The organism is Reinekea sp. G2M2-21, from assembly GCF_015687175.1.
Classification (GTDB): domain Bacteria; phylum Pseudomonadota; class Gammaproteobacteria; order Pseudomonadales; family Natronospirillaceae; genus Reinekea.
In genome coordinates, this window is the sequence record NZ_JADPQG010000011.1 from 102859 (window position 1) to 127797 (window position 24939).

Sequence of the window (24939 nt, forward strand, 5' to 3'; positions counted from 1 at the left end):
AAGGTCGAACAATTTTTCGGTAACCAACATGACGCAAAGTACAACGCCGCCCTCCAATGTACAAAAAATTCTGAAGGTTCGGCGCAACTACAATCAGTGGGTTGCAGACCAGACTCTCGAAGACTACGCCTTGCGTTTTACGGCCCGAAAGGGACGGCATATGAGCATCGGCATGGTGGGCCGAACCGCACTCGGGGCGACTGCGTTCTTAGCGCTCGAAGGCATCGCTGCTTCAGTCACCTTGACCTATGGTTTTGTGAATACGGTGGCGGCCATAGTGGTTGTTTGTCTTTTATTTTTCGTAACCGGTATCCCGATTACCTATTACGCCGCACGCAATGGATTAGACATTGATCTACTGACGCGAGGCGCCGGTTTCGGCTATCTTGGTTCAACCATTACCTCACTGATCTATGCCTCTTTTACGTTCATCTTCTTTGCGATTGAAGCTGCCATTTTAAGCTCTGCATTGCACCTGCTATTTGGCATCCCTTTGGCGGTGGCTTATGTTATATGTGCGGTGGCGGTGATACCGATTGTGATGAGAGGCATCACCGCAATCAGCAAGTTTCAACTCGGCACCCAAACACTGTGGTTGGCATTACAGATTGCTGCATTGGCGGTGGTGTTTATTAATGAATGGCAACACTTTCAGGAATGGGTCGCCTTTACACCAACGGGGTTGCCGCAGGCCGAGCATTTTAACTGGGTATTGTTTGGTGCTGCAGCGTCGGTATTGTTTGCTTTAGTCGCGCAAATTGGTGAACAGGTCGATTACCTGCGTTTCTTACCGGAAAAAAACCAAGACAATCGTCGTCAATGGTGGTTCTGGATGCTATTGGCGGGACCGGGCTGGGTTACCGTGGGCATGATTAAAATGTTGCTGGGTTCGTTTCTGGCCTATGTAGCAGTCTCACAGGGGATTGGCGCACTGGAAGCGGCGGATCCGACTCATATGTATCAGCGTGCCTTTGGTTATTTTGTGCAGTCCGATCGCTTTGCGCTTATCCTGGCGGCTCTCATGGTGATCATTTCTCAAATGAAGATTAACGTGACCAATGCATACGCCGGTTCAATCGCTTGGTCGAATTTCTTCTCTCGCTTGACGCATTCGCATCCAGGGCGCGTCGTGTGGTTAGTGTTTAATGTCGCTTTGGCCTTGTTGTTGATGGAACTGGGTATTCATAAGGCGTTGGAGTCTGTGCTGGGCGTTTTTGCTATCGTCGCCGTCAGTTGGTTATGTACGCTGTCGGCCGACTTGCTGATCAACAAGCCGTTAGGTTTGAGCCCCAAACATATCGAGTTCAAACGTGGCCATTTATACGATATAAACCCTGTCGGTGCCGTCTCAATGTTATGCGCTACTGCGGTCGGTCTGGCTGCCTATTTGGGAGTGTTTGGTGATGGACTTAAGACACTGGGTCATTTTCTAAGTATTGCGACATGTTTTGTGGTGACACCTTTGGTGGCTTGGTTAACCGGTGGAAAATATTACTTAGCTCGTGAAGGCAGTATTATCGGCAGCAGTCAGCAATCCCGTTTTGAACAGTCCGCCTGCAGTATCTGTCAGAACGAATTTGAAACAGAAGATCTGCTTTTTTGTCCTGCGTATCAACACACTATCTGTTCACTCTGTTGCTCGCTGGATGCGCGATGCCTGGACCAATGCAAACCTAAAGCCATCGATAATTCGCCTTGGTTGCGGAAACTAAGAGATGCGATTCCCGATCAGGTTGCCCGGCAGATCTTTGGGCGTCCGGGTCAGTTTGTCGGTTGGTTTACATTGGTTAACGCGTTTATTGGTGCGTTGTTGGCGTTGGTTTACCGGCAAATGACATTGCAGGGGGCTCAGAACCTTGATGTATTTGCCAATGGTTTAATGACGCTTTTTTTTACGCTGATGATTGTCTCAGGTGTCGTGACTTGGTTGTTTCTGTTGTCGTATGAAAGCCGCGTCGTCGCGCAACAGGAGTCGAATCGGCAGACGCAGAAATTAATCGACGAAATTGACGCGCATAAGGTGACGGATAGCCAACTGCAGCAAGCCAAAGAACTTGCTGAACGGGCGAATGCAGCCAAAAGTCGATACCTGTCCGGTATCAGCCATGAATTGCGGACACCGTTGCAGTCTATTCTCGGTTATGCGCAATTGTTAAGTGAACGACAGGACACGCCGGTCAGCCATCATTCTGGTTTAAAAACCATTCAGCGCAGTGGTCAGTATCTGGCGGACTTGATAGAAGGTTTGCTGGATGTATCCAAAATTGAAGCCGGACGCCTCGACTTGCATATCACGCAATTTGCCTTCCCTGATTTGATTCAGCAGCTGGCGCATATGTTCGAGATGCAAGCTGAAAACAAGGGAATTGCGCTGCATTTGCACGTACATAATGCCTTGCCCGCGAGGGTCAGTGCCGATGAAAAACGGCTGCGACAGGTGTTGATCAACTTACTCAGCAACGCCATTAAATACACCCAGCAGGGGTCGGTTGAGTTTCATGTATCCTACCGTAATCAGGTTGCCGAATTCGAAGTGGTGGATACCGGTACTGGTATTCCGGAAAGCGAACATGGCCGGATATTTTCTCCTTTTGAACGTGTGCAAAACGGTGATACACCCAATGTTCCGGGTACTGGACTCGGCTTAACCATTGTAAAGCTGTTGGTGGAAATCATGGGGGGCGACGTGCAATTGTCGTCGGTCCCCGGGCAGGGCAGCCGTTTTAAAGTGATGTTAATGTTACCGTGGGTTGAAAAGAAAACGGCCACCGCTGAGCAGAAGCAAATTCCGATTGGGTATCTTGGTGATCGAAAATCCATTTTTGTCGTGGATGATGACCCGGTTGTTCGTGGGATGTTGGCTGAGTTGTTGTCGCCGTTGGGCTTTACGTTGATCGAGGCGAGCAGCGCTGTTCAGTGTTTAGAGTTGATCGACAAAACCACATTGCCGGATCTGTTTTTACTGGATGTTAATATGCCGGGTATGTCAGGGCTGCAATTGGCTGAGACGTTACGCCATCGAAAAATCTTGAATCCGGTGATCATGTTGTCTGCCAATGCCCAAATCCCCGATGCGGAAGCGCAAAATCGCTACGGATACAACGAGTATCTGGTAAAGCCAGTAAATAACCAAACATTGCTTACCCACATAGAGCAGTTGCTGCAGTTGCGTTGGCAAACCAGGTCTCCGGAAATGAAGCGAGTAGATATGAGTATTACAAAACGTTCAACGATACCGCTGGCAGATGGCCCGCTGGTTAATGAACTGACTACTGCGTTGGATATTGGTTATAAACGGGGCGTTGTCAACGCGTTGTCCCAAATGAAAACCGCCAGTCTGTTGAATCAACAGGACTATGACTTTCTGTTAGAAAAAGCCGAGCAAATGCAGTTTGTTCAGGTGAGCAATGCCATCGAGGTAATGGATTCATGACTCAATATGAAGATCAGGCGTTGATTCTGGCCGTAGACGATTCCCCCGATGCGCTGTCGATGGTGCATGATGCACTAGAAGCCGCAGGTATGGATGTCTTGGTCGCCTTGGAAGGGAAGCAAGCGTTGAGCATCGCACAACGAATGAAGCCGGATATTATCTTATTGGATGCCATGATGCCGGTAATGGATGGTTTTGAAACTTGCCGGCGTTTGAAAGAGAATCCCAGACTCAGTGATATACCGGTAATATTTATGACTGGCTTGGGCGAAAGCGAGGATGTCGTCCGTGGACTGGAATGTGGTGGTGTCGATTACCTCACCAAACCGATTCGGCCTGACGAGTTGCTTGCACGTATCCGTGTGCATTTGACCAATGCGCGGATAACCCGTTCTGCGCATTCCGCATTGGATAAAGCAGGTCAGATTTTGCTCTCGGTTAACAGCTTTGGTGAACAGAATTGGGCCACACCTCAAGCCTTTACTTTATTGGCGAAAGCTAGGTTGAATCAGATTGAGCTGTATGCCGATGTCGCGTTGCAGTTGAGACGTTGGTTACGTCGCGAACCCGATGTCGGGCATAGTTTGACGTTAACCGATTTAAGTTACCCGTTGCTGGTAAAAATAGTGTCCCGTCAGGGGCAGGAGTGGATCTTAAAGTTGATCGATGGTGAGCGCGCCAGTGGCTCGGCCATATTGCGAGAACAGTTGGGCTTGACCGAACGCGAATCGGAAGTTATCTATTGGATTGCCAACGGCAAAACCAACCGTGAAGCGGCCGAAATTCTGACTATGAGTCCACGTACCGTCAATAAACATCTGGAACAGATTTACGCGAAATTACAGGTCGATAATCGCACTAGTGCGGCGGGCATTGCGTTGAAAGTTTTGGCACTGAGTGAAAGCTTTGCCTGAACAGGCAAAGCTTTCACTCAGTAGCAGTACACATCAAGCGCGTTTGTTCAACGAACGGCTAATGGCGTACTTGCCAGAGTGTCATTCTGCTTTGAACAGTCCTAACCTTGAAATGTCACCATATCGCTCAAAATGTCGATATATCCCGCAGCTACGATGACATCCAGATCAATGAACTTTGGTAACATTTTGCGACTGCACTTCGCTGATCGAGTTTGTGAGTCATTCACCGTCATATATTGCCCGATTGCCCTTAAGTCTTTGCATAACTGAGGCTTGGCGGACAGTCAAACAAACTGTTTAAGCGAATTTCCCTCAGTTCTCGACCAATGATGAATTTTCCGCGCTTAGGGTTCGTTTCCAAACTTGAGAATGTTACGGGCATAAAAAAAGCAAAGCCGAAGCTTTGCTTTCTTGGAAACTGTCGATGCTCAATTACAGAGCTACGATGTTCTCAGCTTGTGGGCCTTTTTGACCTTGAGTTACGTTGAACTCAACTTTTTGGCCTTCAGCCAAAGTCTTGAAACCGCCGCCTTCAATTGCGCTGAAGTGTGCGAAAACGTCTGGGCCATTTTCTTGCTCGATGAAGCCAAAGCCTTTAGTTTCGTTGAACCACTTAACTGTGCCAGTTGTCTTAGACATGATATATATCCTGAATTAAAAAATTTGTTTTTGACCTTAAGGTCGTTGTAGCGGAAAAAATTGACCAGATCTTAAAAACTTCAGGACGAATACTTAAACAGCAAGTAACGAAGTGGAGCAGTAAAACTTGAGACTTTCTTTCTAGCTGGTGCGTATTGTATGGAAATTAATCACAGGCGCAACGGTAATTTTAAAATAATCCCAAAATAACGCGCTTTTTCAGGAAAATAAATTTGCCCGAAAGGTCGGTTTTTCTCTGGGGGCCGCGCCCTATCTGGCGGACAGCCCCGCATTGGAAAAAGTGATATTTTGAATGCCGTTCCAGAAAAAGGGGTGAATTTCTTTCTTTTTCCGGATAGGTATGAATATCCGGGCCAATTATGAGTTAGTCGACCAGACGACCAAGACCCCCTAAAACACTGCCTTCACCTTGGCTTCGACCTCCGTGACTGGGCGCGTGCTCCAGTACCCGATCCGCCAGTCTGGAAAACGGAAGGCTCTGCAACCAGACAGTGCCAGTGCCACGCAGCGTGGCTAAAAACAAACCCTCCCCACCGAAAAACATACTTTTTAAGCCTTTGACCATTTCTATGTCGTAATCGATATCGCCGCTGAAGCCGACCAAACAACCCGTGTCGACGCGTAAGGTTTCGCCCTTTAGTTCTTTCTTAACCACGGTGCCACCAGCGTGCATAAAGGCCATACCGTCGCCACGAAGCCGTTCCAGGATGAAGCCTTCACCGCCAAAGAAACCGGTTCCCAATTTGCGTTGAAAGGCAATGTCGATATTCGTGCCGAAGGCTGCACAGAGGAAAGAATCCTTCTGGCAGATCACTTCTTCGCCGTAATTGGCAAGGTTGAGCGGAATAATGGAGCCAGGAAATGGCGCGGCAAATGACACCCGTTTTTTGCCAGTACCCTGATGGGTAAAATGCGTCATGAACAGGGACTCTCCGCTGATCATGCGTTTGCCGGCGCTGAACAGCTTGCCCATAAACCCTTGGTCGGGTTGTGAGCCGTCCCCCATCTTGGTTTCAAAGCTGATACCGTCTTCCATGTAGTTCATGGCTCCGGCTTCTGCGACAACCGTTTCGCCCGGATCCAATTCAATTTCAACCATTTGCATGTCATGGCCGATTATTTCGTAGTCAACTTCGTGGCATCTCATAGATAAGCTCCTTTTAAAAAAAAATGAGCATACGATCTGCAAAACGACCGCTTAAGTGTCATAAGTCACCCGGTGACATGGCAGGGCGGTCCAATGTGTATTGTCATTTTAAAAATTCGCAAATATCAGAAATTGACCTAAATTTAACCGCATTCGAGTCGCTATAGTCGGTAATGGTCAATTTCTGAGGCTTTCTGAAATGAGTTTTCTTTCCAGTGTTAAAGGCAAGTTGCTGTTGGTTGTATTGGGTGCGCTGCTGTTGCTGTCACTGGCGTCGGTATACACAACATCGCGCCTGATATTCAATTTAAAGCAATATGACGAAGTCATTCATATCACCTTGAGCGCGCAAAAACTGGCTTTGGAAGCGAATGTTGAATTCAAACGACAGGTGCAGGAGTGGAAGAATACCCTGATTCGCGGCGCTAACCCGGATCAAATGGCGAAGTATTGGAAGTCATTTAACGACAAACATGCGTCTACGCAAGCTATCGTTAAAGAACTGGTTACCCTGCTAAATGATCAGCCAGAGTTGAAAAAAGTTGCCAATCAATTTCTGAGCGATCATGCCAAGATGCAAAGCGCCTATGCGCAAGGGCGTGAAAAGTTTATCTCCTCAAAATTCGATATCGCAGTCGGTGATGCTTCTGTCAGTGGCATAGATCGCGCGCCGTCTGCGGCATTGGATGAGTTGGTCGCGAAATTGGGTGAGATTACTTCTAGCGAGACTGCGGTATTGGAATCGTCAGCTGAGAATAATGTTCGGCTTAGCTACCTCATAACCTTAGTCATATTAACTGCGGTAGCGTTCATGGTGTACGTCCTGATCAATCGTATAGTGTGTATACCACTGGCCAATGTGCGAAATGCCCTTTCTGCTGTCGCCAAGGGTGATTTGACCGTCACTAGTGATTATTATCGTAACGATGAAATCGGAGAACTTGCCGATTCTTCGCGCCATTTGCAAGCATTCCTGCATGACAACGTGGATACTATGAAGCATACGGCGGCGTCACTGACACAGGCCGCTGAACATATGTCGTCGATGTCTGATCAACTGGGTTCGCAGGCGCATGAGCAAATGAACGCTACCGATCAGGTGTCTACGGCTGTTCAGGAACTGTCTCACAGCGCTGACGAGGTTGCCCAGAATACCACTCAGACGTCAGAAATTACGCAACAAACGGCGGACAAAACCAGTGAAAGTACCAAAACAGCCAATATTGCACAGCAACGGGCTGTCTCACTGGTTGCCGATTTGAACGTCAGTGCGGAAGTGATTAAAGAGCTGGCGGAAAACGCCGCGAATGTCAGTAGTGTGTTGGATGTGATTCGGGGTATCGCAGAACAAACCAATTTGTTGGCTTTGAATGCGGCCATTGAGGCAGCCCGCGCGGGTGAACAGGGTCGTGGTTTTGCCGTGGTCGCCGATGAAGTACGTACTCTGGCGCAACGGACTCAAGATTCAACCGCCGAAATTGAAAAAATTCTCGACAGTGTGAAAACCGGGGCCGATAAGGCGGTTGTGTCTATGGACACCGGGCAGTCACGCTCTAAAGAAGTAGAAACTGAGATTACCCACTCTACCGCACTGTTGTCGGAAATTTCGTCAATGGTCGAGCAGATTAACGGCATGAATGTTCAGATTGCCACTGCCGCCAACGAGCAAACGCAGGTCACGGGCAATATCTCTGAACTGATTCAGAATATTCACGGGCTGTCCGAAAATACGACTGAGCGGGTCAGTGAATCATTGCAAGTCTCTAACGAATTGAAAGCACTGGTGCAACAGTTCGAGAAACAGATTTCCCGTTTTACCTTGTAAGCCATAACAGTCGCGATTGTTAAATCGAAACTGTTTCTATGTCCGATCTTGATCGGACTTTTTTTTGTCTATTGTATTCGCCTTAGACAGGATTATGATGACGACTCAGAGCATTGCGATTGTTAAAAGGGGCACATATGACATATACGGGCCATTGCCTGTGCGGCCAGGTGAGCATTGAAATTAACGGTGATGTCACACAGAGAATTCACTGTTATTGTTCCATGTGTCAACGTGCTCACGGGTCTGACCATAGCGAGTGGGGGATTTCCCTGCAGAAAGACGTCGCTGTGACCGGTGGTGAATACATCGCGAGCTATGAATCCTCCCCCGGCGTGATGCGCCGTTTTTGTCGGCAGTGTGGTTCAAATATACAATTCCACGACGCATCTGAGTTCAGTAAAGCGCATTTTGCGTTTGCCTGGGCGTTGCTAACCGAGAAGCCCGAAGCATTACCTCTGGTTGAATATTTTAAACCCGCTTAAATGGCAACGCTGATGCATTCTCCAGATCAGAAACGAGCTCATTGTGCTGAGTGTGGCTATCCGCAACTTACCTGTGTTTGTGCTGCCGTTATGCCAGTTTATAGTAGTATTCAGATCGACATTCTCCAACACCCCAGTGAAACCAAGGCCGCAAAGAATACGGCGAGACTGGTGCAACTGTGTCATTCCAACACTCACATTTGGGTCGGAGAGAAGCCAGACGATTTTGCACCGTTGCAGCAGTCGTTGGCACAGGGGCATGAACGAGTTGCTGTGCTTTATCCGGCTGCAGATGCGATCAGTCTGGAGTCCTACAGAATTCATGCTGAGTCCGCTGCGAACAGACTTTTATTGATAGATGGTACCTGGAAGAAAGCCTATAAAATCTGGCAGTGCAACGCCTGGTTGCGCCGATACCCTGCTGTTGTTCTGAACGGTTATGAATCCCGGTACGACATTCGCAAAGCGCCCCGCGACGGCTGTCTGTCAACCTTGGAAGCGGTGGCACTCAGTCTTCAGAAGTTAGATCCGAATGTTGATACCAAGCCCCTTTATGACGTCTTTGATGCCATGCAAAGTAATTTTCAGCGCTTTCGTAAAGCCAAGGAATGAATAGGTCCTAACTGCAAAGACTAATGTTATGTTTCGATCCGTACATACCTGAAAGAGAGATTCGATGACAACTCGTTTACTTATACTGTTGGTCTTTATTGCAAATGGTGCTTCCGCGCAGGTGGATTATCGCGCCTATATTATTGGTCAATGGCAATGCCAGAGTGCGGTTACGACCTTGTATGGCAACACGTTAGCTTTGGGAGATGTGTTGTTTACGGACGCCGGTGCGCTCACCGGGGACGGTGCTATGTTGCTTAGTCACCCGAATTTAGCGACGGAAATTCCCATGACCACCCATGTGGCTGCGCAATGGCAATTGGTCGGAAACCAGATGCAGTTGACGGCCTTGTCGGGCGATATCCGTTCACCCTATCCGTTGTTGGATGGGATCGCTCAATCGTTTAAACAGGACATACTTCGTCAGACCAATGTGACCGCCCGTTTGGTGAAAATCGGCAAGCGTTTAATGCTGCTGAAAGCTGTCGACAATACAGAAATCCAATGTGTCCGGCCTTCGTCAACTCAGTAGCGCTTTGATCACCGGATAAGAAATGACAGTACGATCTCTAAACAGCATGTCTGCCCGCCCTGGTTGCGGGCTGATCACGCCGTCTTGCAATACGGTAGCGCTGACCCCTTGTTCCTGAGCACCGTTGTAACTGAACACAACGCATTGATCAGCCGCCTGACCACAAAGAATCAGAAAGCTGACTTTCAACGCTTTCAGTTGTGACGCCAGCGTAGTTTGGTGAAAGGCATTGGCGAATGATTTTGTGACCAGAAGATCGCCTGGTTCTCGTTTGATGAGCGACAAAGTGCATACGCCGCACCGTTTCCGTCACCGACCTCAGTGACGTCCTGTATATGAGTCACAGGTTGGCCCGCATTGCGCATCATAGCGCTGATGATATTAATGGTATCGCAACAAGGTTGTATGACGGATGCATCCTGATACTCTTCCATAAAAGCGACTTGCCTATCGATAATCAGTAACGCTGCTTTTCATAGGGCTTGCCTTTTTTAAGTCACCTTTGATGAATTTAAACCACCTCAGTCCTAACAGATCAAAGGATGAGCGAGGCGCGTGTTGCCGAGACTCAAAACACAACAATACTCAGTCATCGATCTTAACGCCTCAGAGGGAGGGCCGGAAATGGCAAATTTCTTTGTTAAGTCCTTTGTCAAAATAACGAATATTGCCCGCAGAACTTGCCTAGAAATTTGCGAATTTCTGCTGCCGCTGAGGTAGATGGCAACTATTCAGCAGTGACTTAAGTTAAACATAAAGAGGTGTGGTAAACCTGGACAGCGCCCAATAAAAAACACCCACCACCCAAAACGCAAAACATAAGCCCAGCGAGTTGATGAAGACAGCGGTATAACCATATTGGCTGACATCAATAAAGAAGTACGGATACGTGCCAACAATGGGGCCACGGATCAGCCAATACACTAAGAATAATGCGGGCACGACCAATACCGCCAGGGTTCGCTGCAGGTTGTAATGTTTTCCGCGAACACAGAACCACCAGAATAACGCGTACAGGATGGGTGTAACCGTGTGCAGAAGTTCATCGCTGAATAGATCGATGCCCTGCGGATTCCACGTGTCTGCCAACAACCAGTGGTAAACCAGCCCGGTAATTGAAATATATACCGCGATAGCCGTTTGTACCGACATGCGACTGAACCAAAGACCGATCTTGGTTTGCGCATAAAATAATTGACTCACCGCCAGAGCGCTCACTGCGAGATTGCTGATGATGGTGAAGTAGCTGAGTGTTGCAATCAGATCGCTGATCCAGAAGCCCAGGTCATGCCCGATGACGCCGGGAAAGTAAGACGTAACAAAGCCACCGAATGAGCTGGCCAGTAAAAGCGTGTAAAAAATTGTGTGTTTTTTTGTCATAGTTTTGCAGGTTCTTTGTGGGTGGGTTGCTCGTGTTCGATTGCGTTCTTTAACGTCACGGTTTTACGCAGACCAAGAATGGCAAAACTGGTTAACATGCCAGACATCGCTGCGCCGACAACGCCACAGGTTAAAATATCCTGCCCGGTCAGGTAAAGGTTTTTAATAGGAGTTTTCGCCCTAAGCCAGCGTTGTTGGAAGCGATCCACTGTGTGGTTGAGTCCATAAATTTCGCCTTGTCGATACTCACAGAAAAACTGCGTCGACAGTGGCGTGGCGATTTCGACATAATCAATATAAGGCTCAATGTGTGGCAGTTTTTCAAGTAATACCTTCATCAATTTTTGTTGCCAGTGTGCTTTCAGTTCCTCGTAATCATCGCCTCTTTGCCCCCAGGTTTGATCTTGCCATTGCGCAAACCATTCGTGCTTGGCTGCTGCGACTATTTCGATGGTGGCTTTGTTTGGGTAGCGATCGTCCCATGTAGGGTCTTTGGCGGACGGAAACGAAATATACACCAAGGGCGGGGTTTCATCTGCACCCGCCATAAATGCTGCCACATTGTCGTCGTGATGCTCATTCGGGTAAATCCAGAAGTTGCTCTTCGGCAGTTCCAGCTCCGCCGCTGATTTGTTCAGACCAACGTAAACACTGAAATGCCCCATCGATGCCGTCACTTGCTCTTGTTGTTCTGGTTTGGCAATGGCTACAGCCAAATTGTTTGGCAGTAATGTGTGTAGGGTGAGATCAGTACCAACGGCACTGATGATCTTTTTGGCAAATATTCTGTGACCGTCACTCATTTCGACACCCACGGCTTTGCCTTTGTCGATGAGTATATTGTTGACCCTCGCGTAGGTGAATACGTCACCACCGCGTTGTTGAATAGTGGGCAAGATGGTCTCAGCGATTTTACTCGCCCCACCTTCAGGATAATAACCACCATTCAGATAGTGTCGGGCTATGAGTGCGTGAATCAGAAAACTGCTTTGGCCAGGAGGTAGCCCACAATCTCCCCATTGCGTCGTCAGTACGGCCTGCAGTTTCTTATTGCCGGTTAAACGGTTTAAGACGTCCCCCGTGGTGGCAAACATGTCCGCTGGTAATTGATGTGCCTGCCATTTCCGGACCAGGGGCTGCAACCACGATGGCGCGAATTTACTTAAAGAAAACAGAGGCATCGCACGTGAGATCTGACGAATCAGTTTGAAGTAGGTATCGATGGCCGTTTGTTCGGTCGGGAACGCTTTTTTCAGCGCATCAGTTAATGCGGCCTGACCTTTGGGGAATTCAAATCGTATATCGTCGCCTAAGAAAACAGTGTCGTACACCTCGCCCATATCCGCCCAGTGCAGCTTCCCACCGGTCAAAAATTGAAACAATTTGCGCCCCAGGTTTTTCGGATTTCCCATGTCACCGATGTAATGGACACCAACATCCCACTCGTAGCCATGGCGACCATAGGCATGGGTAAACCCGCCAGCCGTATAGTGCTGCTCAAATACCGCGACTTTCCAGCCCATTTTGGATAAACACCCGGCGGCGGAGAGACCGCCTGGTCCAGAGCCAATGACGATGGCATCATATTGTTGATCAACCCGATTGGCTCGATAGCGTTTGCCAATGCGCAAATAGGCAGGGGAGGGGGCAGGAGCGCGTTTTACCTTTTTAGGCATTTCCGTCGTGGTCATGAGCAGTCTCTCGTTATTATTGTTTTATTTATCGAGACTATCTGAAATGGCCGTGCTATGCACGGCTGTTGAATGAACGGCGAGCAATGCCTGAGCATTGTTGCGTTTTTTGAAAAGGATTCATCATTCCCTGCAACACACGCCTCGCTCAATCTTCGATCTGATAAGACTGAGGTGATTTGAATTAATCAGTGTTGTCCTTGACTCTGGGTCGAAATCGACACGCTCGCCTATGTTCATTCAGCCAAGTCGAGGGTGCGCAGGTGTTTTACCGGACCATAACCCTGTGCAATCCATAGAACCTGACGTTTTGCGTCTAAGGCCAAACCGTTGGGTGAGGTCAGCGTGGCTTGCTGTCGTTGACCATCGACCTGCCCCTGAACATTCTCTTGGCCTGCAAATATCTGAATGTCACCAGAATCGGTATCAACCGCATAAACCACTTCCTGGGAGAGATGGGTGGCATACAGCACTCCTTTATGGAGCGCTAACTTGCCGATGTTATGGTTGCCTGCGTTAGGCAGTGTCGCGAGCATTGAGATATCGCGCGATTCATCGTCGATCACTAAAATAGTGGAACGATTAAGGTTGCCCACATAAATGCGGCCGGTGCCATCCACGACTAAACCCGTGGGATTGTCGATTTGATCCAGGTCTTTCACATAGACTTTGTAGTCGCCCTGTTCATTAATCCAATACAATCGGCTGGCCGAGCCTATCAGGTATTCACCTGGCCGGTAAGTTGCAATGGCTCCTGCAAATGAAGGTAGGGTGACAATCTTTTCTTTCTCTCCGGAATCAATATTGAGTCGATATACGCTGTTGCTGCCATAACTCGTGATTATGAGATTGCCTTTGTTATCTGCGACCATATCAATGGGTCCGCGTGGAATAACCCCAACGTTAGTGACCTTTCCGTCGGAATCGATAGCATGGATGAGACTACCATCCCAACCGGCTGCGCCATAGAGCTGCCCATTGTGGTAGAGCAGTCCATCCAACTTTGTGGGTTTGTCCAGCAGGAGTGACTGTACTTCTGCGTGACTGACGCCCGCAGTAGACAGAATTGTGAGAATGAATAGCAGGCGGGTTGTGAAGGATTGTAGTGACATAATTTGCTCCCTTATGTTTGTAGCGTCGCCAACATAAGGGGTTATGGCCGGTCGCGGCGTCTTTTTGGATCCAAAAACACCGCTGGACACTATTTTTTTCAGGCCGCTGAGAGCATCGCTTGCCGGTATTGAATGGGCGTTTGATTGACGTGTTTTTTGAATGCATTGTAAAACGCCGACTTGCTGTTAAAGCCGCAGGAGAAGCCGATATCCGTCGCGCTGGCTTTTACTTGCACGCGCAATTGCTCGCACGCTAACTCAACCCGGTATTGATTCACGAATTCATAGAACGATTGCTGGATCCGGTGATTCAGAACCTCCGACAAATCGTGCGGACTGATGCCCACTTTCTCGGCAAGGGTCGTTAAGTTTAAGTCAGGATCGATAAACCAGCGTTCAGTTTTCATGGCATTGCGGAGCATTTGAGCAACCGAGTTGGATGCTGAATCGGACAAACGAGTGGTTTTGAACTTTTGCTCAGGCACATCTATTTGCCATTTCAGAACCGGTGCCAATAACGCCAATATGACAATGTAGCTGCCTTCCACCAGAAACAGGGTCGTCCATTGCGACAAAGTTGTCTGGTATTGGAAGACCACCATTCCGGATACCCAGAAATCCCATAACATGATGAATAATAAGCCAACGATCAACGCGGTATAGCCAAAATAGGCGCTGGGCATGGGGGTTGCGTGTGTGCTGAAAAACAGCGCTCGGCGACTGAACAGATACCAACAACCCGCCGCAATATATGCCGTGATATGAGACACCAATATCAGAAAGTGCCCCTGTCCGGTACTCCAATTGTGAAGCAACGGAATAATAAACACTGACAGCAGACATTGCCCCAGAAAGGGCAGTGCGTGAAACCAGGTGAGCATTCGGGGGCGCTGTTTATTGATGCTTTGGGTAAGGTGCCACCACAAAAGAGGACCATACATCCAGGGCAAAAATGTGGCCAGCTGCTTGATCTCAGGCAGGGCATTTCCCTGTTGAGCCGAAAGATAGGCTGCCATGTTCCAAACTGGTATCAGCATGGCCAATACCAGTAAACCAAGCCAGAAAAAATGCAGTCGCTTTTCCCGCCACGTCAGTAGCAGTAGTTGCGCGCAAGCCAATAGGCCTGCGCCGATAATCAGCAGAAACAATGTGGTCACAGTCATTGAAGAAGTCAGCTTTTAAGAAGCCGCTACTATAACAGAGCTTAATCCGTGGTAGCAGCTATTGCACGACGGCGGATTTCGGCCGCAATGGTGCTATTAATCTCGTAGTGCTGCACAAGCCAACTTAATTGAGCCAAAGCCGCCTCAGGCGTTTTCTGGTACCCCGGGCAAAATTGAGCGAGCAGTTCTTTTGTGCCTGTTAGTCTGCTTTCTAGACGCCGATCTGGCATATACCGGTCTACTAATCCCGTGCTGTTCGGTTGCTGTATATGCAAGAGGTCAATAATCCGGTCCAGCGCAAAACTCTGTACGAATTTCATCGCAGAGAGCATTTCACCGCGCTGAAACCGACACAGGCCCACATACAGGTTGGTCAACGCTTCACCGATAATCCATTGAACATCTTCACTGCGATGATAAGCCCCACGAGTGTCTGTGGGTTTGAGGATTTGCGTGTCAAAACCGTCTTCAGCCCAAATAACCTGACCTTCGCTGAACGGGATGGTGGCCAGTTCCTGAGGTTCAAACACCGCGAACTCGCAGAAAACACCGTCTTCGTACAAAAACTTATACCCATCGACCGTGTTGCGGAAAGCGTATCCCGCAGGATGGATATTGCTCAGCCAGGAAAGATCTTCAATAAAAGCCTGTTTGTGACCTTCCTTCACAATGGCAAAGAAATCCAGATCGGAATGTTCATCCATCCGTTCGCGTTCCCCACCCGCAGAACCCAAACCCAACAGTGCATAAGCATTCCCGGTTCGGCGCAATGATTCGCCAATATCTGTCATTCTTTGTTGCAGTGTCGCTATCGTCGGCATAACTCTCTTCTCATTTGTTTTTTGAACGGGTGCAACTGTACGGTGGTTGAGTGTTGCTTCGAAGCTGGATGGCAGGTGGAAACTGTGTAGTGCTGAACAAAAAATGGGGGACGAAAAACGCGATTTTTTGACCTACCACTTACTGGGTACTGCCGCAACGCAGTTCACACTTCTGCAAAGTCGTTGCTTTAAATTGAAGGTTGTTTGACTAAAGCCCACGTTTCAAAACACCGATGACGCTAATCTTTGCGGGTATTGTACGGAGAAAAATAAATATGCGCGGTTGGTGTCTTTTCTGGGTGAGTATTGTGTTATTGGGGTGTAACCCAGGTTCTGGGACGGCACCTGTGTCCTATCGGCAGGATCTCACCAACCTCAAACTGCCACAAACTCCTTTTGATTACACACCAGCGTTACCCGGTTATTTCACTGACAGTACGCATCCGCGTTACGCCGGGCACTACGACAACATGCCCGCTAATAATCCGACCACCGATGTCGGCGCGACGTTAGGTCGAGTGCTTTTTTATGATACGCGCTTATCGGCGAATAACACGATTTCCTGCGCCAGTTGCCACCAACAGGACAAGGGTTTTTCTGACGATGCCGTGCGCAGTGAGGGGTTTCAGGGTGGGCTTACGGGGCGGCATTCAATGGGGTTAGCCAACGCCCGGTTTTATCCTAATGGGCGGTTTTTCTGGGATGAACGTGCGCCCACACTGGAAGCGCAGGTGCTCATGCCGATACAAGATCCGGTGGAAATGGGCATGTCATTGTCGACCTTAACTGGTCTGCTCAGCAGCACGCCAGAATACCCGGTATTGTTTGCCGAGGCCTATGGTTCTGACGATATCACCGAGGAACGGATAGCAAGGGCACTCGCTCAGTTTGTTCGTTCCATGATTTCCTATCAGACAAAATTTGACGAGGGTGTCGATACCAACTGGCAGAATCTCACCTCGGATGAAACCGAGGGCGCGTTTTTGTTTTCCGGTATGTGTGCGAAATGTCATCAGGGAACGTTGCAGAGCAGTAAAGGCGCTGCCAATAACGGCCTGGATGTTGAATCGGTTTTCGATTTAGGGATCGCTAGCGACACGGATTTAGCCGAAGATGTGGGTAAATTTAAAATTCCTAGTTTGCGTAACGTTGCTGTCACTGCGCCATACATGCACGATGGTCGGTTTGCCACGTTGGAACAGGTTATTCGGCATTACCTAACTGGCCTTCAAGCGCATGAAAACCTGGATGCTCGTTTGCAAGTGAATGGCAGCCCGCAATACCTGCCCCTCAGCCAAAAACAGATCGAACAGTTGATGGCGTTTTTAAATACGTTGACCGATCACGCCTTACTGACGGATGAAAAATTTTCCAACCCATTTGTGAATTCGTTTTAAAAAAGTTCCACGTCGGATGCGAAAGTACCATCATCCGACGAGCTGACTTTGGAAGCCTGGTTTTGTTTGTCCAGGACTGCGTCGGACAATTGTTTTTGCCGGGTCATAATTCCCTGCAGAACCAGTGTGATTTTTTCCATATGTTGCTTAATCTGTTCACCTTCATCGCACAGATCACTGGCGATTCCCGATGACGTTTCCAGTGCAGCCATAATGAATTCTTCCTGATCGTCATCCAACCCCAGTTTGGGTAAGCGTAAGCTCATTTCCTCCAGTAAATTTGTCGCTGTTTCTTTGTTGGCGCGTGTCAGATGGCCAATGCGTTGCGCAAGTGTATCCAGGATGGGCTGTACCGTTTCGATAGAACGATTCATTAGCAGCGTTTGAGTAAGAATGGCCTGAGATTCCCGAAGATTGATGAGACGGACATCAAAAGCGCTAAGCACCGGCGGCAGGGTATCTTTGATGCGCCCATAGCGTTCCGGTTCATTCACGGGCATGTTTTTAATCAGTAACGAAATTTGCTGATAGTTGATTTGCGTTCTTGCGCCGAAGTCAACAAAGCGACCTCGTTCATGGGCGGAGACAATGACATCTTGCTCAATTGGCGTGGCAACGCCTTGGCTTGAAGTGCATAGCCAACCATGCTGCAGTTTAATGCCGACCACTACATGCAAGTTTAAATAGTGACAGAAATTCACCAGCTCCTGAGCCAAACCTTGTTCGTTATCGATTTGTTGGCATCGTTCCACAAACAGCATCGCTTGTCCCAGTTCGCTGGAACTGCGCATGGCTTCGATGGCAATTTCCTGTGCGGACGAATGTTCCGCCCGATAGGCCTGCAATTGTTCAAAGTTGTAGTGTAGTAGGCGGATTTTGGCGGATAACAGTTCGTATTGAATCGGTTTAACCAGAAAGTCTTCTGCGCCGACTTCGATGCTTTTTATTTTGGTTTCCAGGTCTTGTTCGGCGGAAATAAACAGAACAGGAATGTGTTTTAAGTGTTCATCGGCCCGTATCGCACGGCAGATTTCAAAACCAGAAGTACCGGGTAAGTTAATATCCAGCAGAATGACATTCGGTTGGAATAAACGGATATCTGCCAAGGCATTACGGCCATCCTGATCGGTCTGAATGTCATAATCTTTAAGATAGCCCTGAAGCGCTGTCAAAAAGATTTGGTCGTCATCTATGACGTAAACTCGAATCATACCTTTTGCTCGTGGCCGTTGAATACACGGACCCGTTTGGTTGGCGCCAGACGGATTGGTGCTGTGTTTAAACCTAGTGGCTCATTGGCGAGTAATCAAGCATGGGTTAGCGATAAACCCAGATATATCACGCCGGGTTGCTGACTGATCATTTGATACCCGTATTTCTGATAGAACTTAACCGCTTTTGTATTCAGATCATCGACACCCAGATACACACCTTTGGCGGATTTTTCGCGCAAAGTGTTTAAGAAAAGGGTCATCAGTTGTTGGCCTAAACCCTGACCCTGAGCGATCGGCAGCAAGTCGATATGCAGATGCGCTGGAAATTCACCGCAGTGCGAGGGCAAATCGGGATCGTTGTGGACAACATCCAATAAAAAACTATCTAAATCTGTTTTGGTAGGGCGGCGGGGGTATTTAAGACGCAACTGTGGCAGCCATTGCGAACAGAGCCATTCATTGTACTGTGCCGTGTTTGAGGTGCCGACAATATAGCCAATGGGAAGGCCATCCAGCTCGGCCACAAAGCAAAGATCAAGTTCAAAAAAGAGATATGGCGCGACAAAATACTGCCCGATTAAGTAAGGGTCATTAAAAAAGTCACTGGCATCACCACCTCGGTTACCGGTTTTTAAACAAATGTCGTACAGGTACGGTAGGTCACTGATATTTGCACTGCGGATATTAAACATGATCGGCTCTCTGCCTTCGCGGAAATCGTTAATTTTGCCACATTGTGGCATGCCGCGTAAGCGACCTAACTAACCCGCGTCAATTTTTAATGTTGGGTATTCTTTTTGTAACCAATCAATGGCCCTATTGCGATCTTCAAAAAATTCTATGCATAACTGGCGAAACGGCGTCAGGGTTCTTTTGAGCATTATTTGCTGCAAACGTTCCGTGGTGACCAGTGCGAGGTGATGTTGATTGTTGAGTTCGGACCACTGCAGAATTTTCGTTAATGGCATCCAGATATCCGCATCACCCATTAACCAAGAAGAGGTATCCATCAATGTTCCCCAAGGATGATGAGAAATCGGCAATGCTTGTTGATAATACGCCTCACACATTTGGCGTGACGTGAAGCTTGTCCAGCTGCCGCTGAAATTTAGAATCAGGCATTGCCCCTGTCGAGTTACGCAAAAGCTCCCCTGCATTGCCATGGCGTTAACTGTCCTCATCCTTTCCTTTATTTCAACATGGAACACACATGGATATCTGTCAAATTATGTCAGGGCATTTGTTTGAAGGAATGACTTTTGGCCGGATTTTTTTCTTCATAGTCAGAAAAACGTATCGCTGGTAGTAATATATTACTACGGCGGAGAGATAGCAGAGTGGTTGCTGATTGAGGGGTAGAAGAACGGAAGCTCATGCAAAGCTTCCATTCTATCTGAAGATTACTTTCCAGCAGGGTCAAGGCTGGCAAAATAAGCCGCCAAGTTAGCAATGTCGTCGTCGCTCAATGGCGCCACCATGCCGTACATAATCGGTGCGTTACCGCCGGTTCGTTGCTGTGCTTTATAGGCTTTCAATGAACTAACCAGATATTGCTCTTTTTGCCCAGCCAGGTTCGGGTACATTGGCACCATGGAAATGCCGTTAGCGCCATGACAAGCCACACAGGTGGCTGCTTTAGCTTTGCCCGCTTCAATGTCCGCTGCCGATGCATAGGCTGACACCGCGAGTACCGCTGCTAAAGTAAATAGTTTTTTCATGTGATTCTCCTGAAGTTTTTTATGTCAATCTTAGTGACCCACGGGACGTGGGCTAAACCAGATTCTGAAATAAATGGCTGTGAACACAGCGTAACCTGTTGCCCAGAAAATACCAGACGCAATATACCGCAGCGAAACTGAATCTACGTTGAACAGCAAGGGTATCCATACGCGGAATATAACGGCAGCGGTAACGAATAACAATGTGATCGCAAATATGGGGGATGGTTTCAACGCTCGGCCGGCATGCGCTAGTGACACGCGGCCAGCAAAGGCCAGTACCATAATGCCAATACCCCCAATCGCCAGAGCATGCAGCGTCGCGCTGTTTAGGCCAAACAAGCCAATCGCCAACCAGCCAAGCGCAATATTTAAATAGGCCACATGCAAGCTCCACAACAGGGGTTTTTGCCACAGGGCCCAGTGCTGCCAACGCATCCAACGCCATACATGTAATACTGCAATAATCAGTGCCAACCCCCGAACAACAGCAGCCTCCGGCGTAAAAGGCAACAATAGTGTGGCCAGTACCTGGGTGATCATCAGTGCTCGTTCTAACCCCATGATCGGCAATACTTTGGTCACGCCCAATCCGCTGGCGGTAAAGAAAGGGATCACACGCCCTCCAAAGATGACAATTAGCAGAATAACCACTAATACGGAGAAACGTGCCCACTGGGTCACCTGCTGTGGTGTTGTCATTTCGGCGATATCGGCGATGGTCAGCAAAATCAGCAGAGCGACCATAATCAGATTGCGATAATTGCGATGTTTAATCAGCAGCTTTGCTAACAAGAGTGTCGATGTCAGTAGCGGCGTGATTTCCAGAACTACGCATATAGCCAAGGGCAGATCTAGTGCAATACTCAGCCTCGCCAGCCACCAGATCAATACCGTGATGACCAGCTGCGCAGGCAGGATCGGCGATTCACCCGTCCAGTTTTGGCTGGCGGTGAGCAGAAATCCCAAGATAAATGGCACCGCAATGGCGAAGATCATTTCGTGTTGATGCCACCAGAACAAGCCATGAAGCGGGGTTATTGTCGGCAGTCCCGTTAGTTGAGCTAGCCATGGCCAGATAACCAAACTGGCGCTTACGCTCCCTGAGAAGAACCAAGCCCGAAATGGGGACGAAAACAGGTGTTTGAACGCCATTATTCTGTCCTCCGAACCAAACCGAAAACGCCAAGTAGGATGCAGGACGCGTGAGCGGTTACCCAATAGCAGATGAAGAAAGCCCAGAATAAGCCGGTTTTTGGCATACTGATCCAAAACAGAGCGGGTAGAATCAGCAGGGCCAGGAGGCAAATCGCAAAGGCGCCAATCACGCGTTTGCTTTGCTTACTGGGTGCTGTTCCGAACAGAAGGACCAACGCCACGACCGCTGCTATCATCGGCAATAGCAGAAGATTCAGTAAATACAGAACCCATAACCACGTTATCCGTCGATCAACTTGAGTTGTTGTAAGTTGATTCATTGATCTTCTCCGTAGCCATGTACGTCCAGCCAGGCATACAGCGCCTGCAAATCTTCATCCTGATCGGTCAGTGCTTCACAGAAGCAAGAGACCAGGGCGTCACGCATGGAAAGCCCAGAGCGTAACAAGCGTGCAGCGTAAACGATCATCCGGGTGGACAGCCCTTCCTCTAAATGAACGTCTTTTAGTCGTCGTAATTCATTGGCCAAGTTGACCAACGTGGTGGCCACGTCTTTGCTGACGCCAGACTCGTGTTCTATTACCGCGATCTCGTTGTTTGCTCCCGGGTAATTCAACCGTATCGAGACAAAGCGTTGCCGGGTACTGGGTTTGAGGCCCTTGTACAGGCTCTGGTAACCGGGGTTATAGGAAATCACCAAAAGAAAATCCGGGTGTGCGTTGATGATTTCGCCCGTGCGATCGATCGGTAAAAGGCGCCGGTCATCGCTGAGTGGGTGGATGACCACCGTGGTATCTCGGCGCGCTTCCACGATTTCATCCAGATAGCAGATCCCCCCCTCACGCACGGCCTTGGTCAGCGGACCGTCTTGCCACCAAGTTCCTTGTTGATTCACCAAGTGTCGCCCGACCAGATCCGTTGCCGTCAGGTCATCGTGGCAGGCCACTGTGTAGAGTGGTCGATTTAAAACCGATGCCATGTGTTCCACCAATCGGGTTTTACCGCAACCGGTGGGTCCCTTTAACAAGACTGGCAGGCGGTGCTCAGCGGCCTGTTGGAACAGAGTCACTTCGTGACCGCAGGGTAAATAATAAGCCGCCTGATTCAGATGCGTTGTCGCGTTCATTGCAGTCCACAGTTATTGAATGATAGTCAGTACCATAACCGGCGCGGCTGACAGCGCCTTGACAGCTATCAAGCGATATTTGTACGCGTAACCACGCAGATTTTCTAACCTTGATTGCAGTCAAGGTTCTGGCAGGCAGTGCTCCTATAGTGGCTCGATCCGCTTACTCAACAAGGAGAACAACAATGAAAAAGCCGGACATTTCTTTTCTTTGGCGATGCGCACTACCGCTGGTGTTCAGTGTTGCGGTTGTCGCTGAAACGACCTCTCATGAAGAAGGGACCGCGTATGAGGCGACCCCCTCATCGGTTGACTCGGACCTGGTTCCCATGGTGATTACACCGGGCGCTCCTAGTCTGACCGAGGTGGAATACGATCAGGCGAAGCAGATTTATTTTGAGCGTTGTGCCGGATGTCACGGTGTATTGCGCAAAGGCGCTACCGGGAAACCGCTGACAATCGATATCACCCAGGCGCGTGGTTTGCCGTATCTGGAAGCGTTTATTAATTATGGGTCTCCGACTGGAATGCCAAACTGGGGCAGCAGTGGTGAACTGACCAGCGAAGAAGTCACGTTAATGGCCAAATACATCATGCACGAACCGCCGATGCCGCCTGAATGGGGTCTGGCTGATATGAAAGCGAACTGGCATGTCATTGTGCCACCTGAGCAGCGTCCCACCAAAAAAATGAACAAGCTGAATATCGAAAACCTGTTTAGTGTGACGTTGCGTGACGCCGGACAGATCGCGCTGATCGACGGTGACAGTTACGAAATCGTCTCCATTCTAAATACCGGATACGCAGTGCACATTTCCCGAATGTCCGCCTCCGGACGATATCTCTATGTGATCGGTCGGGATGCCAAAATCAACATGATCGACTTGTGGATGTCGCAGCCCGATACCGTCGCCGAAATCAAAGTGGGTTTGGAAGCCCGCTCAGTCGAAACCTCAAAATACAAAGGCTATGAAGACAAGTACGCAATCGCCGGCTCTTACTGGCCACCACAGTTTGTCATCATGGATGGTGAAACCATGGAGCCGCTGAAAGTGGTTTCTACCCGTGGCATGGTTGTCGGTACTCAGGAATATCATCCTGAACCACGGGTCGCTGCGATTATCGCTTCACATGAACACCCTGAGTTTATTGTGAACGTGAAAGAAACCGGCAAAGTTCTTTTGGTTAATTATGAAGACCTCGAAGCCTTGTCGATCACAGCCATCGAAACTGCGCGCTTCTTACACGATGGTGGTTGGGACAGTACACACCGGTACTTTATGTCGGCGGCCAACCAGTCCAACAAGATCGCAGTGATCGATTCCAAAACGCGGAAAAAAGTGCAGTTGGTGGATGTCGGTGCCGTACCACACCCTGGCCGTGGCGCAAACTGGACCGATAAAACACTTGGACCGGTATGGGCGACCAGTCATTTAGGCGATGCCAGTATCAGCTTGATTGGCACCGACGACAAGAAGCACCCAGAACAGGCTTGGAAAGTCGCCAAAACATTGCAGGGGTTAGGTGGAGGCTCTTTGTTTATTAAAACGCATCCTAAATCAAGTCACCTGTATGTGGATTATCCACTGAACCCGGATCCAACGATTAGCCAATCTATTGCTGTGTTCAATCTAAAAAATCTGGATGAACCCTACACCGTATTGCCCATTGTCGAATGGTCCGGCATAACCGAAGGCGCCCGTCGCGTCGTACATCCGGAATACAACGCCAAAGGTAATGAAGTCTGGTTCAGTGTGTGGAATGGAGCGGAACAGGAATCGGCCATTGTTGTCGTCGATGACAAAACCCTGCAGCTGAAGAAGGTGATCAAAGATCCTCGGTTGATAACACCAACCGGAAAATTCAATGTGTATAACACACAGCACGACGTGTATTGATCGGAGTGGTTATTAATGCAGATTTGAGGCTTGACTGCCAAGCATAACGCAAAGTAAAGCCAAGGAAGGCGTTGCAAGCGTTCTGTGTGTGGGTATGCGCACTCAATCGACCGTGAGTAATGTTCGGAAGTTCACTCACGCTGGTGGAGGAAGCGCGTTAGAGCCAATAGCATGCGAAGCCCTGATGGGCTTCGCTTCGTCGCATGAAAAAGAAACATAAACCATAACTGTGTTGTAACGTCGTTGGACTCAACGAGTATTTTCACAGGCCCTATTCAACGGATCCCCCAAAGTTGGTGAATGTGATTTTTCGGTATTTGTTCGCCACCAATCACAGGTTTGCGATTGCTCAAAACGCGCATCGAGAATCAGGCACAGCGCAATGTCCTCGACCGGTGGCGGCACATCGTCTACCTCTTTCGGGCAATGTACATCCCACAGTTCTTCGTAATAGTCTCGCGACGCAACGAACCGCTCATTCACAATATCCTGATTGACCGACGATGAGAGGACAAGTTTGAACGACAAGGTAAGAATGACTTCGAACATGAAAGACCCTTTAACCTCACTGCAAGAAACTGAGTTAGTATGCCACTGGTGTCAGAAAACATCTGCTTTTTCTAATGTTGTCTGTCCACACTGTGGTATGC

24 protein-coding genes are annotated in these 24939 nt (G+C 48.8%); 8 read left to right on the forward strand and 16 right to left on the reverse strand.

The features are described from left to right. Positions 1-28: 28 nt before the first annotated feature. Positions 29-3433: an ATP-binding protein gene (locus IYN85_RS24465; RefSeq protein ID WP_196161606.1), complete on the forward strand. Its 3405-nt coding sequence runs from the start codon at positions 29-31 to the stop codon at positions 3431-3433. After that, positions 3430-4347, forward strand: a complete 918-nt coding sequence (locus tag IYN85_RS24470) for a response regulator transcription factor (RefSeq protein ID WP_196161607.1) — start codon at positions 3430-3432, stop codon at positions 4345-4347. The genes IYN85_RS24465 and IYN85_RS24470 overlap by 4 nt, the downstream gene beginning before the upstream one ends. Before the next feature lie 435 nt (positions 4348-4782). Here the strand turns inward: IYN85_RS24470 and IYN85_RS24475 are convergent, their stop codons facing one another. Then, complete coding sequence (locus IYN85_RS24475) at positions 4783-4989, reverse strand: cold-shock protein (RefSeq protein WP_196161608.1); 207 nt, start codon at positions 4987-4989, stop codon at positions 4783-4785. Positions 4990-5374: 385 nt separating this feature from the next. Next, positions 5375-6157, reverse strand: coding sequence for a TIGR00266 family protein (locus tag IYN85_RS24480; RefSeq protein WP_196161609.1), 783 nt, complete (start codon positions 6155-6157; stop codon positions 5375-5377). A gap of 199 nt (positions 6158-6356) precedes the next feature. Here IYN85_RS24480 and IYN85_RS24485 point away from each other — a divergent pair, with 199 nt between their 5' ends. The 4 genes from IYN85_RS24485 (at position 6357) to IYN85_RS24500 (ending at position 9611) form a co-directional block, all read left to right on the forward strand. Then, complete coding sequence (locus tag IYN85_RS24485; RefSeq protein WP_196161610.1) at positions 6357-7982, forward strand: methyl-accepting chemotaxis protein; 1626 nt, start codon at positions 6357-6359, stop codon at positions 7980-7982. A 137-nt stretch (positions 7983-8119) separates the two neighbouring features. Then, a complete protein-coding gene (locus IYN85_RS24490) occupies positions 8120-8467 on the forward strand; it encodes a GFA family protein (RefSeq protein WP_196161611.1) in 348 nt (115 codons plus the stop codon). Between the two features lie 12 nt (positions 8468-8479). Continuing rightward, positions 8480-9079: a tRNA-uridine aminocarboxypropyltransferase gene (locus IYN85_RS24495; protein ID WP_196161612.1), complete on the forward strand. Its 600-nt coding sequence runs from the start codon at positions 8480-8482 to the stop codon at positions 9077-9079. A 64-nt stretch (positions 9080-9143) separates the two neighbouring features. Next, the gene (locus tag IYN85_RS24500) at positions 9144-9611 is read left to right on the forward strand and encodes a hypothetical protein (protein ID WP_196161613.1); all 468 of its coding nucleotides are present in this window, start codon (positions 9144-9146) and stop codon (positions 9609-9611) included. On the opposite strand, the gene IYN85_RS24505 is transcribed toward IYN85_RS24500, so the two are convergent. The 6 genes from IYN85_RS24505 to IYN85_RS24530 all read right to left on the reverse strand — a co-directional run bounded on the left by IYN85_RS24505 (position 9600) and on the right by IYN85_RS24530 (position 15778). Further along, positions 9600-9896: a cysteine hydrolase family protein gene (locus tag IYN85_RS24505; protein WP_196161614.1), complete on the reverse strand. Its 297-nt coding sequence runs from the start codon at positions 9894-9896 to the stop codon at positions 9600-9602. The genes IYN85_RS24500 and IYN85_RS24505 overlap by 12 nt on opposite strands. A gap of 462 nt (positions 9897-10358) precedes the next feature. Continuing rightward, on the reverse strand, positions 10359-10991 hold the full coding sequence (locus tag IYN85_RS24510; protein WP_196161615.1) for a Pr6Pr family membrane protein: 633 nt from the start codon (positions 10989-10991) through the stop codon (positions 10359-10361). Further along, on the reverse strand, positions 10988-12682 hold the full coding sequence (locus tag IYN85_RS24515; RefSeq protein WP_230390960.1) for an NAD(P)/FAD-dependent oxidoreductase: 1695 nt from the start codon (positions 12680-12682) through the stop codon (positions 10988-10990). The genes IYN85_RS24510 and IYN85_RS24515 overlap by 4 nt, the downstream gene beginning before the upstream one ends. Positions 12683-12918: 236 nt before the next feature. Beyond that, positions 12919-13794: a hypothetical protein gene (locus IYN85_RS24520; protein WP_196161616.1), complete on the reverse strand. Its 876-nt coding sequence runs from the start codon at positions 13792-13794 to the stop codon at positions 12919-12921. 98 nt (positions 13795-13892) lie between these two features. Then, on the reverse strand, positions 13893-14957 hold the full coding sequence (locus tag IYN85_RS24525) for an AraC family transcriptional regulator (protein ID WP_196161617.1): 1065 nt from the start codon (positions 14955-14957) through the stop codon (positions 13893-13895). Between the two features lie 41 nt (positions 14958-14998). Continuing rightward, positions 14999-15778, reverse strand: coding sequence for a hypothetical protein (locus IYN85_RS24530; RefSeq protein ID WP_196161618.1), 780 nt, complete (start codon positions 15776-15778; stop codon positions 14999-15001). Between the two features lie 275 nt (positions 15779-16053). Between IYN85_RS24530 and IYN85_RS24535 the strand changes: the two genes are divergently transcribed. Then, the gene (locus IYN85_RS24535) at positions 16054-17175 is read left to right on the forward strand and encodes a cytochrome-c peroxidase (RefSeq protein WP_196161619.1); all 1122 of its coding nucleotides are present in this window, start codon (positions 16054-16056) and stop codon (positions 17173-17175) included. Here IYN85_RS24535 and IYN85_RS24540 read toward each other — a convergent pair. The 7 genes from IYN85_RS24540 to IYN85_RS24570 form a co-directional block, all read right to left on the reverse strand. After that, entirely contained in the window at positions 17172-18386 is a 1215-nt protein-coding gene (locus IYN85_RS24540; protein WP_196161620.1) for a PleD family two-component system response regulator, read from the reverse strand. The genes IYN85_RS24535 and IYN85_RS24540 overlap by 4 nt on opposite strands. Before the next feature lie 95 nt (positions 18387-18481). Beyond that, positions 18482-19081, reverse strand: a complete 600-nt coding sequence (locus tag IYN85_RS24545; RefSeq protein WP_196161621.1) for a GNAT family N-acetyltransferase — start codon at positions 19079-19081, stop codon at positions 18482-18484. Positions 19082-19150: 69 nt separating this feature from the next. Further along, positions 19151-19570 (reverse strand): hypothetical protein, encoded by a 420-nt coding sequence (locus IYN85_RS24550; RefSeq protein ID WP_196161622.1) that lies wholly within the window; start codon positions 19568-19570, stop codon positions 19151-19153. 219 nt (positions 19571-19789) lie between these two features. Beyond that, positions 19790-20107 carry a cytochrome c gene (locus IYN85_RS24555; protein ID WP_196161623.1) on the reverse strand — a complete coding sequence of 106 codons (318 nt, stop codon included), beginning with the start codon at positions 20105-20107 and terminating at the stop codon, positions 19790-19792. 30 nt (positions 20108-20137) lie between these two features. Beyond that, the gene (locus tag IYN85_RS24560; RefSeq protein ID WP_196161624.1) at positions 20138-21262 is read right to left on the reverse strand and encodes an NnrS family protein; all 1125 of its coding nucleotides are present in this window, start codon (positions 21260-21262) and stop codon (positions 20138-20140) included. Beyond that, a complete protein-coding gene (locus IYN85_RS24565) occupies positions 21262-21585 on the reverse strand; it encodes a hypothetical protein (RefSeq protein ID WP_196161625.1) in 324 nt (107 codons plus the stop codon). Before IYN85_RS24565 ends, IYN85_RS24560 begins: the two co-directional genes overlap by 1 nt. Then, complete coding sequence (locus tag IYN85_RS24570) at positions 21582-22391, reverse strand: CbbQ/NirQ/NorQ/GpvN family protein (RefSeq protein ID WP_196161626.1); 810 nt, start codon at positions 22389-22391, stop codon at positions 21582-21584. The genes IYN85_RS24565 and IYN85_RS24570 overlap by 4 nt, the downstream gene beginning before the upstream one ends. Positions 22392-22576: 185 nt before the next feature. On the opposite strand from IYN85_RS24570, the gene IYN85_RS24575 reads away from it, so the two are divergent. Continuing rightward, positions 22577-24289 carry a nitrite reductase gene (locus tag IYN85_RS24575; protein ID WP_196161627.1) on the forward strand — a complete coding sequence of 571 codons (1713 nt, stop codon included), beginning with the start codon at positions 22577-22579 and terminating at the stop codon, positions 24287-24289. 249 nt (positions 24290-24538) lie between these two features. On the opposite strand, the gene IYN85_RS24580 is transcribed toward IYN85_RS24575, so the two are convergent. Further along, on the reverse strand, positions 24539-24838 hold the full coding sequence (locus tag IYN85_RS24580; protein WP_196161628.1) for a hypothetical protein: 300 nt from the start codon (positions 24836-24838) through the stop codon (positions 24539-24541). Positions 24839-24939 lie beyond the last annotated feature (101 nt).

Coding starts and splice junctions, on each gene's coding strand:
- IYN85_RS24465 (WP_196161606.1), top strand. CDS start 29: ATGACGCAAAGTACAACGCCGCCCTCCAATGTACAAAAAATTCTGAAG.
- IYN85_RS24470 (WP_196161607.1), top strand. CDS start 3,430: ATGACTCAATATGAAGATCAGGCGTTGATTCTGGCCGTAGACGATTCC.
- IYN85_RS24475 (WP_196161608.1), bottom strand. CDS start 4,989: ATGTCTAAGACAACTGGCACAGTTAAGTGGTTCAACGAAACTAAAGGC.
- IYN85_RS24480 (WP_196161609.1), bottom strand. CDS start 6,157: ATGAGATGCCACGAAGTTGACTACGAAATAATCGGCCATGACATGCAA.
- IYN85_RS24485 (WP_196161610.1), top strand. CDS start 6,357: ATGAGTTTTCTTTCCAGTGTTAAAGGCAAGTTGCTGTTGGTTGTATTG.
- IYN85_RS24490 (WP_196161611.1), top strand. CDS start 8,120: ATGACATATACGGGCCATTGCCTGTGCGGCCAGGTGAGCATTGAAATT.
- IYN85_RS24495 (WP_196161612.1), top strand. CDS start 8,480: ATGCATTCTCCAGATCAGAAACGAGCTCATTGTGCTGAGTGTGGCTAT.
- IYN85_RS24500 (WP_196161613.1), top strand. CDS start 9,144: ATGACAACTCGTTTACTTATACTGTTGGTCTTTATTGCAAATGGTGCT.
- IYN85_RS24510 (WP_196161615.1), bottom strand. CDS start 10,991: ATGACAAAAAAACACACAATTTTTTACACGCTTTTACTGGCCAGCTCA.
- IYN85_RS24515 (WP_230390960.1), bottom strand. CDS start 12,682: ATGACCACGACGGAAATGCCTAAAAAGGTAAAACGCGCTCCTGCCCCC.
- IYN85_RS24520 (WP_196161616.1), bottom strand. CDS start 13,794: ATGTCACTACAATCCTTCACAACCCGCCTGCTATTCATTCTCACAATT.
- IYN85_RS24525 (WP_196161617.1), bottom strand. CDS start 14,957: ATGACTGTGACCACATTGTTTCTGCTGATTATCGGCGCAGGCCTATTG.
- IYN85_RS24530 (WP_196161618.1), bottom strand. CDS start 15,778: ATGCCGACGATAGCGACACTGCAACAAAGAATGACAGATATTGGCGAA.
- IYN85_RS24535 (WP_196161619.1), top strand. CDS start 16,054: ATGCGCGGTTGGTGTCTTTTCTGGGTGAGTATTGTGTTATTGGGGTGT.
- IYN85_RS24540 (WP_196161620.1), bottom strand. CDS start 18,386: ATGATTCGAGTTTACGTCATAGATGACGACCAAATCTTTTTGACAGCG.
- IYN85_RS24545 (WP_196161621.1), bottom strand. CDS start 19,081: ATGTTTAATATCCGCAGTGCAAATATCAGTGACCTACCGTACCTGTAC.
- IYN85_RS24550 (WP_196161622.1), bottom strand. CDS start 19,570: ATGAGGACAGTTAACGCCATGGCAATGCAGGGGAGCTTTTGCGTAACT.
- IYN85_RS24555 (WP_196161623.1), bottom strand. CDS start 20,107: ATGAAAAAACTATTTACTTTAGCAGCGGTACTCGCGGTGTCAGCCTAT.
- IYN85_RS24560 (WP_196161624.1), bottom strand. CDS start 21,262: ATGGCGTTCAAACACCTGTTTTCGTCCCCATTTCGGGCTTGGTTCTTC.
- IYN85_RS24565 (WP_196161625.1), bottom strand. CDS start 21,585: ATGAATCAACTTACAACAACTCAAGTTGATCGACGGATAACGTGGTTA.
- IYN85_RS24570 (WP_196161626.1), bottom strand. CDS start 22,391: ATGAACGCGACAACGCATCTGAATCAGGCGGCTTATTATTTACCCTGC.
- IYN85_RS24575 (WP_196161627.1), top strand. CDS start 22,577: ATGAAAAAGCCGGACATTTCTTTTCTTTGGCGATGCGCACTACCGCTG.
- IYN85_RS24580 (WP_196161628.1), bottom strand. CDS start 24,838: ATGTTCGAAGTCATTCTTACCTTGTCGTTCAAACTTGTCCTCTCATCG.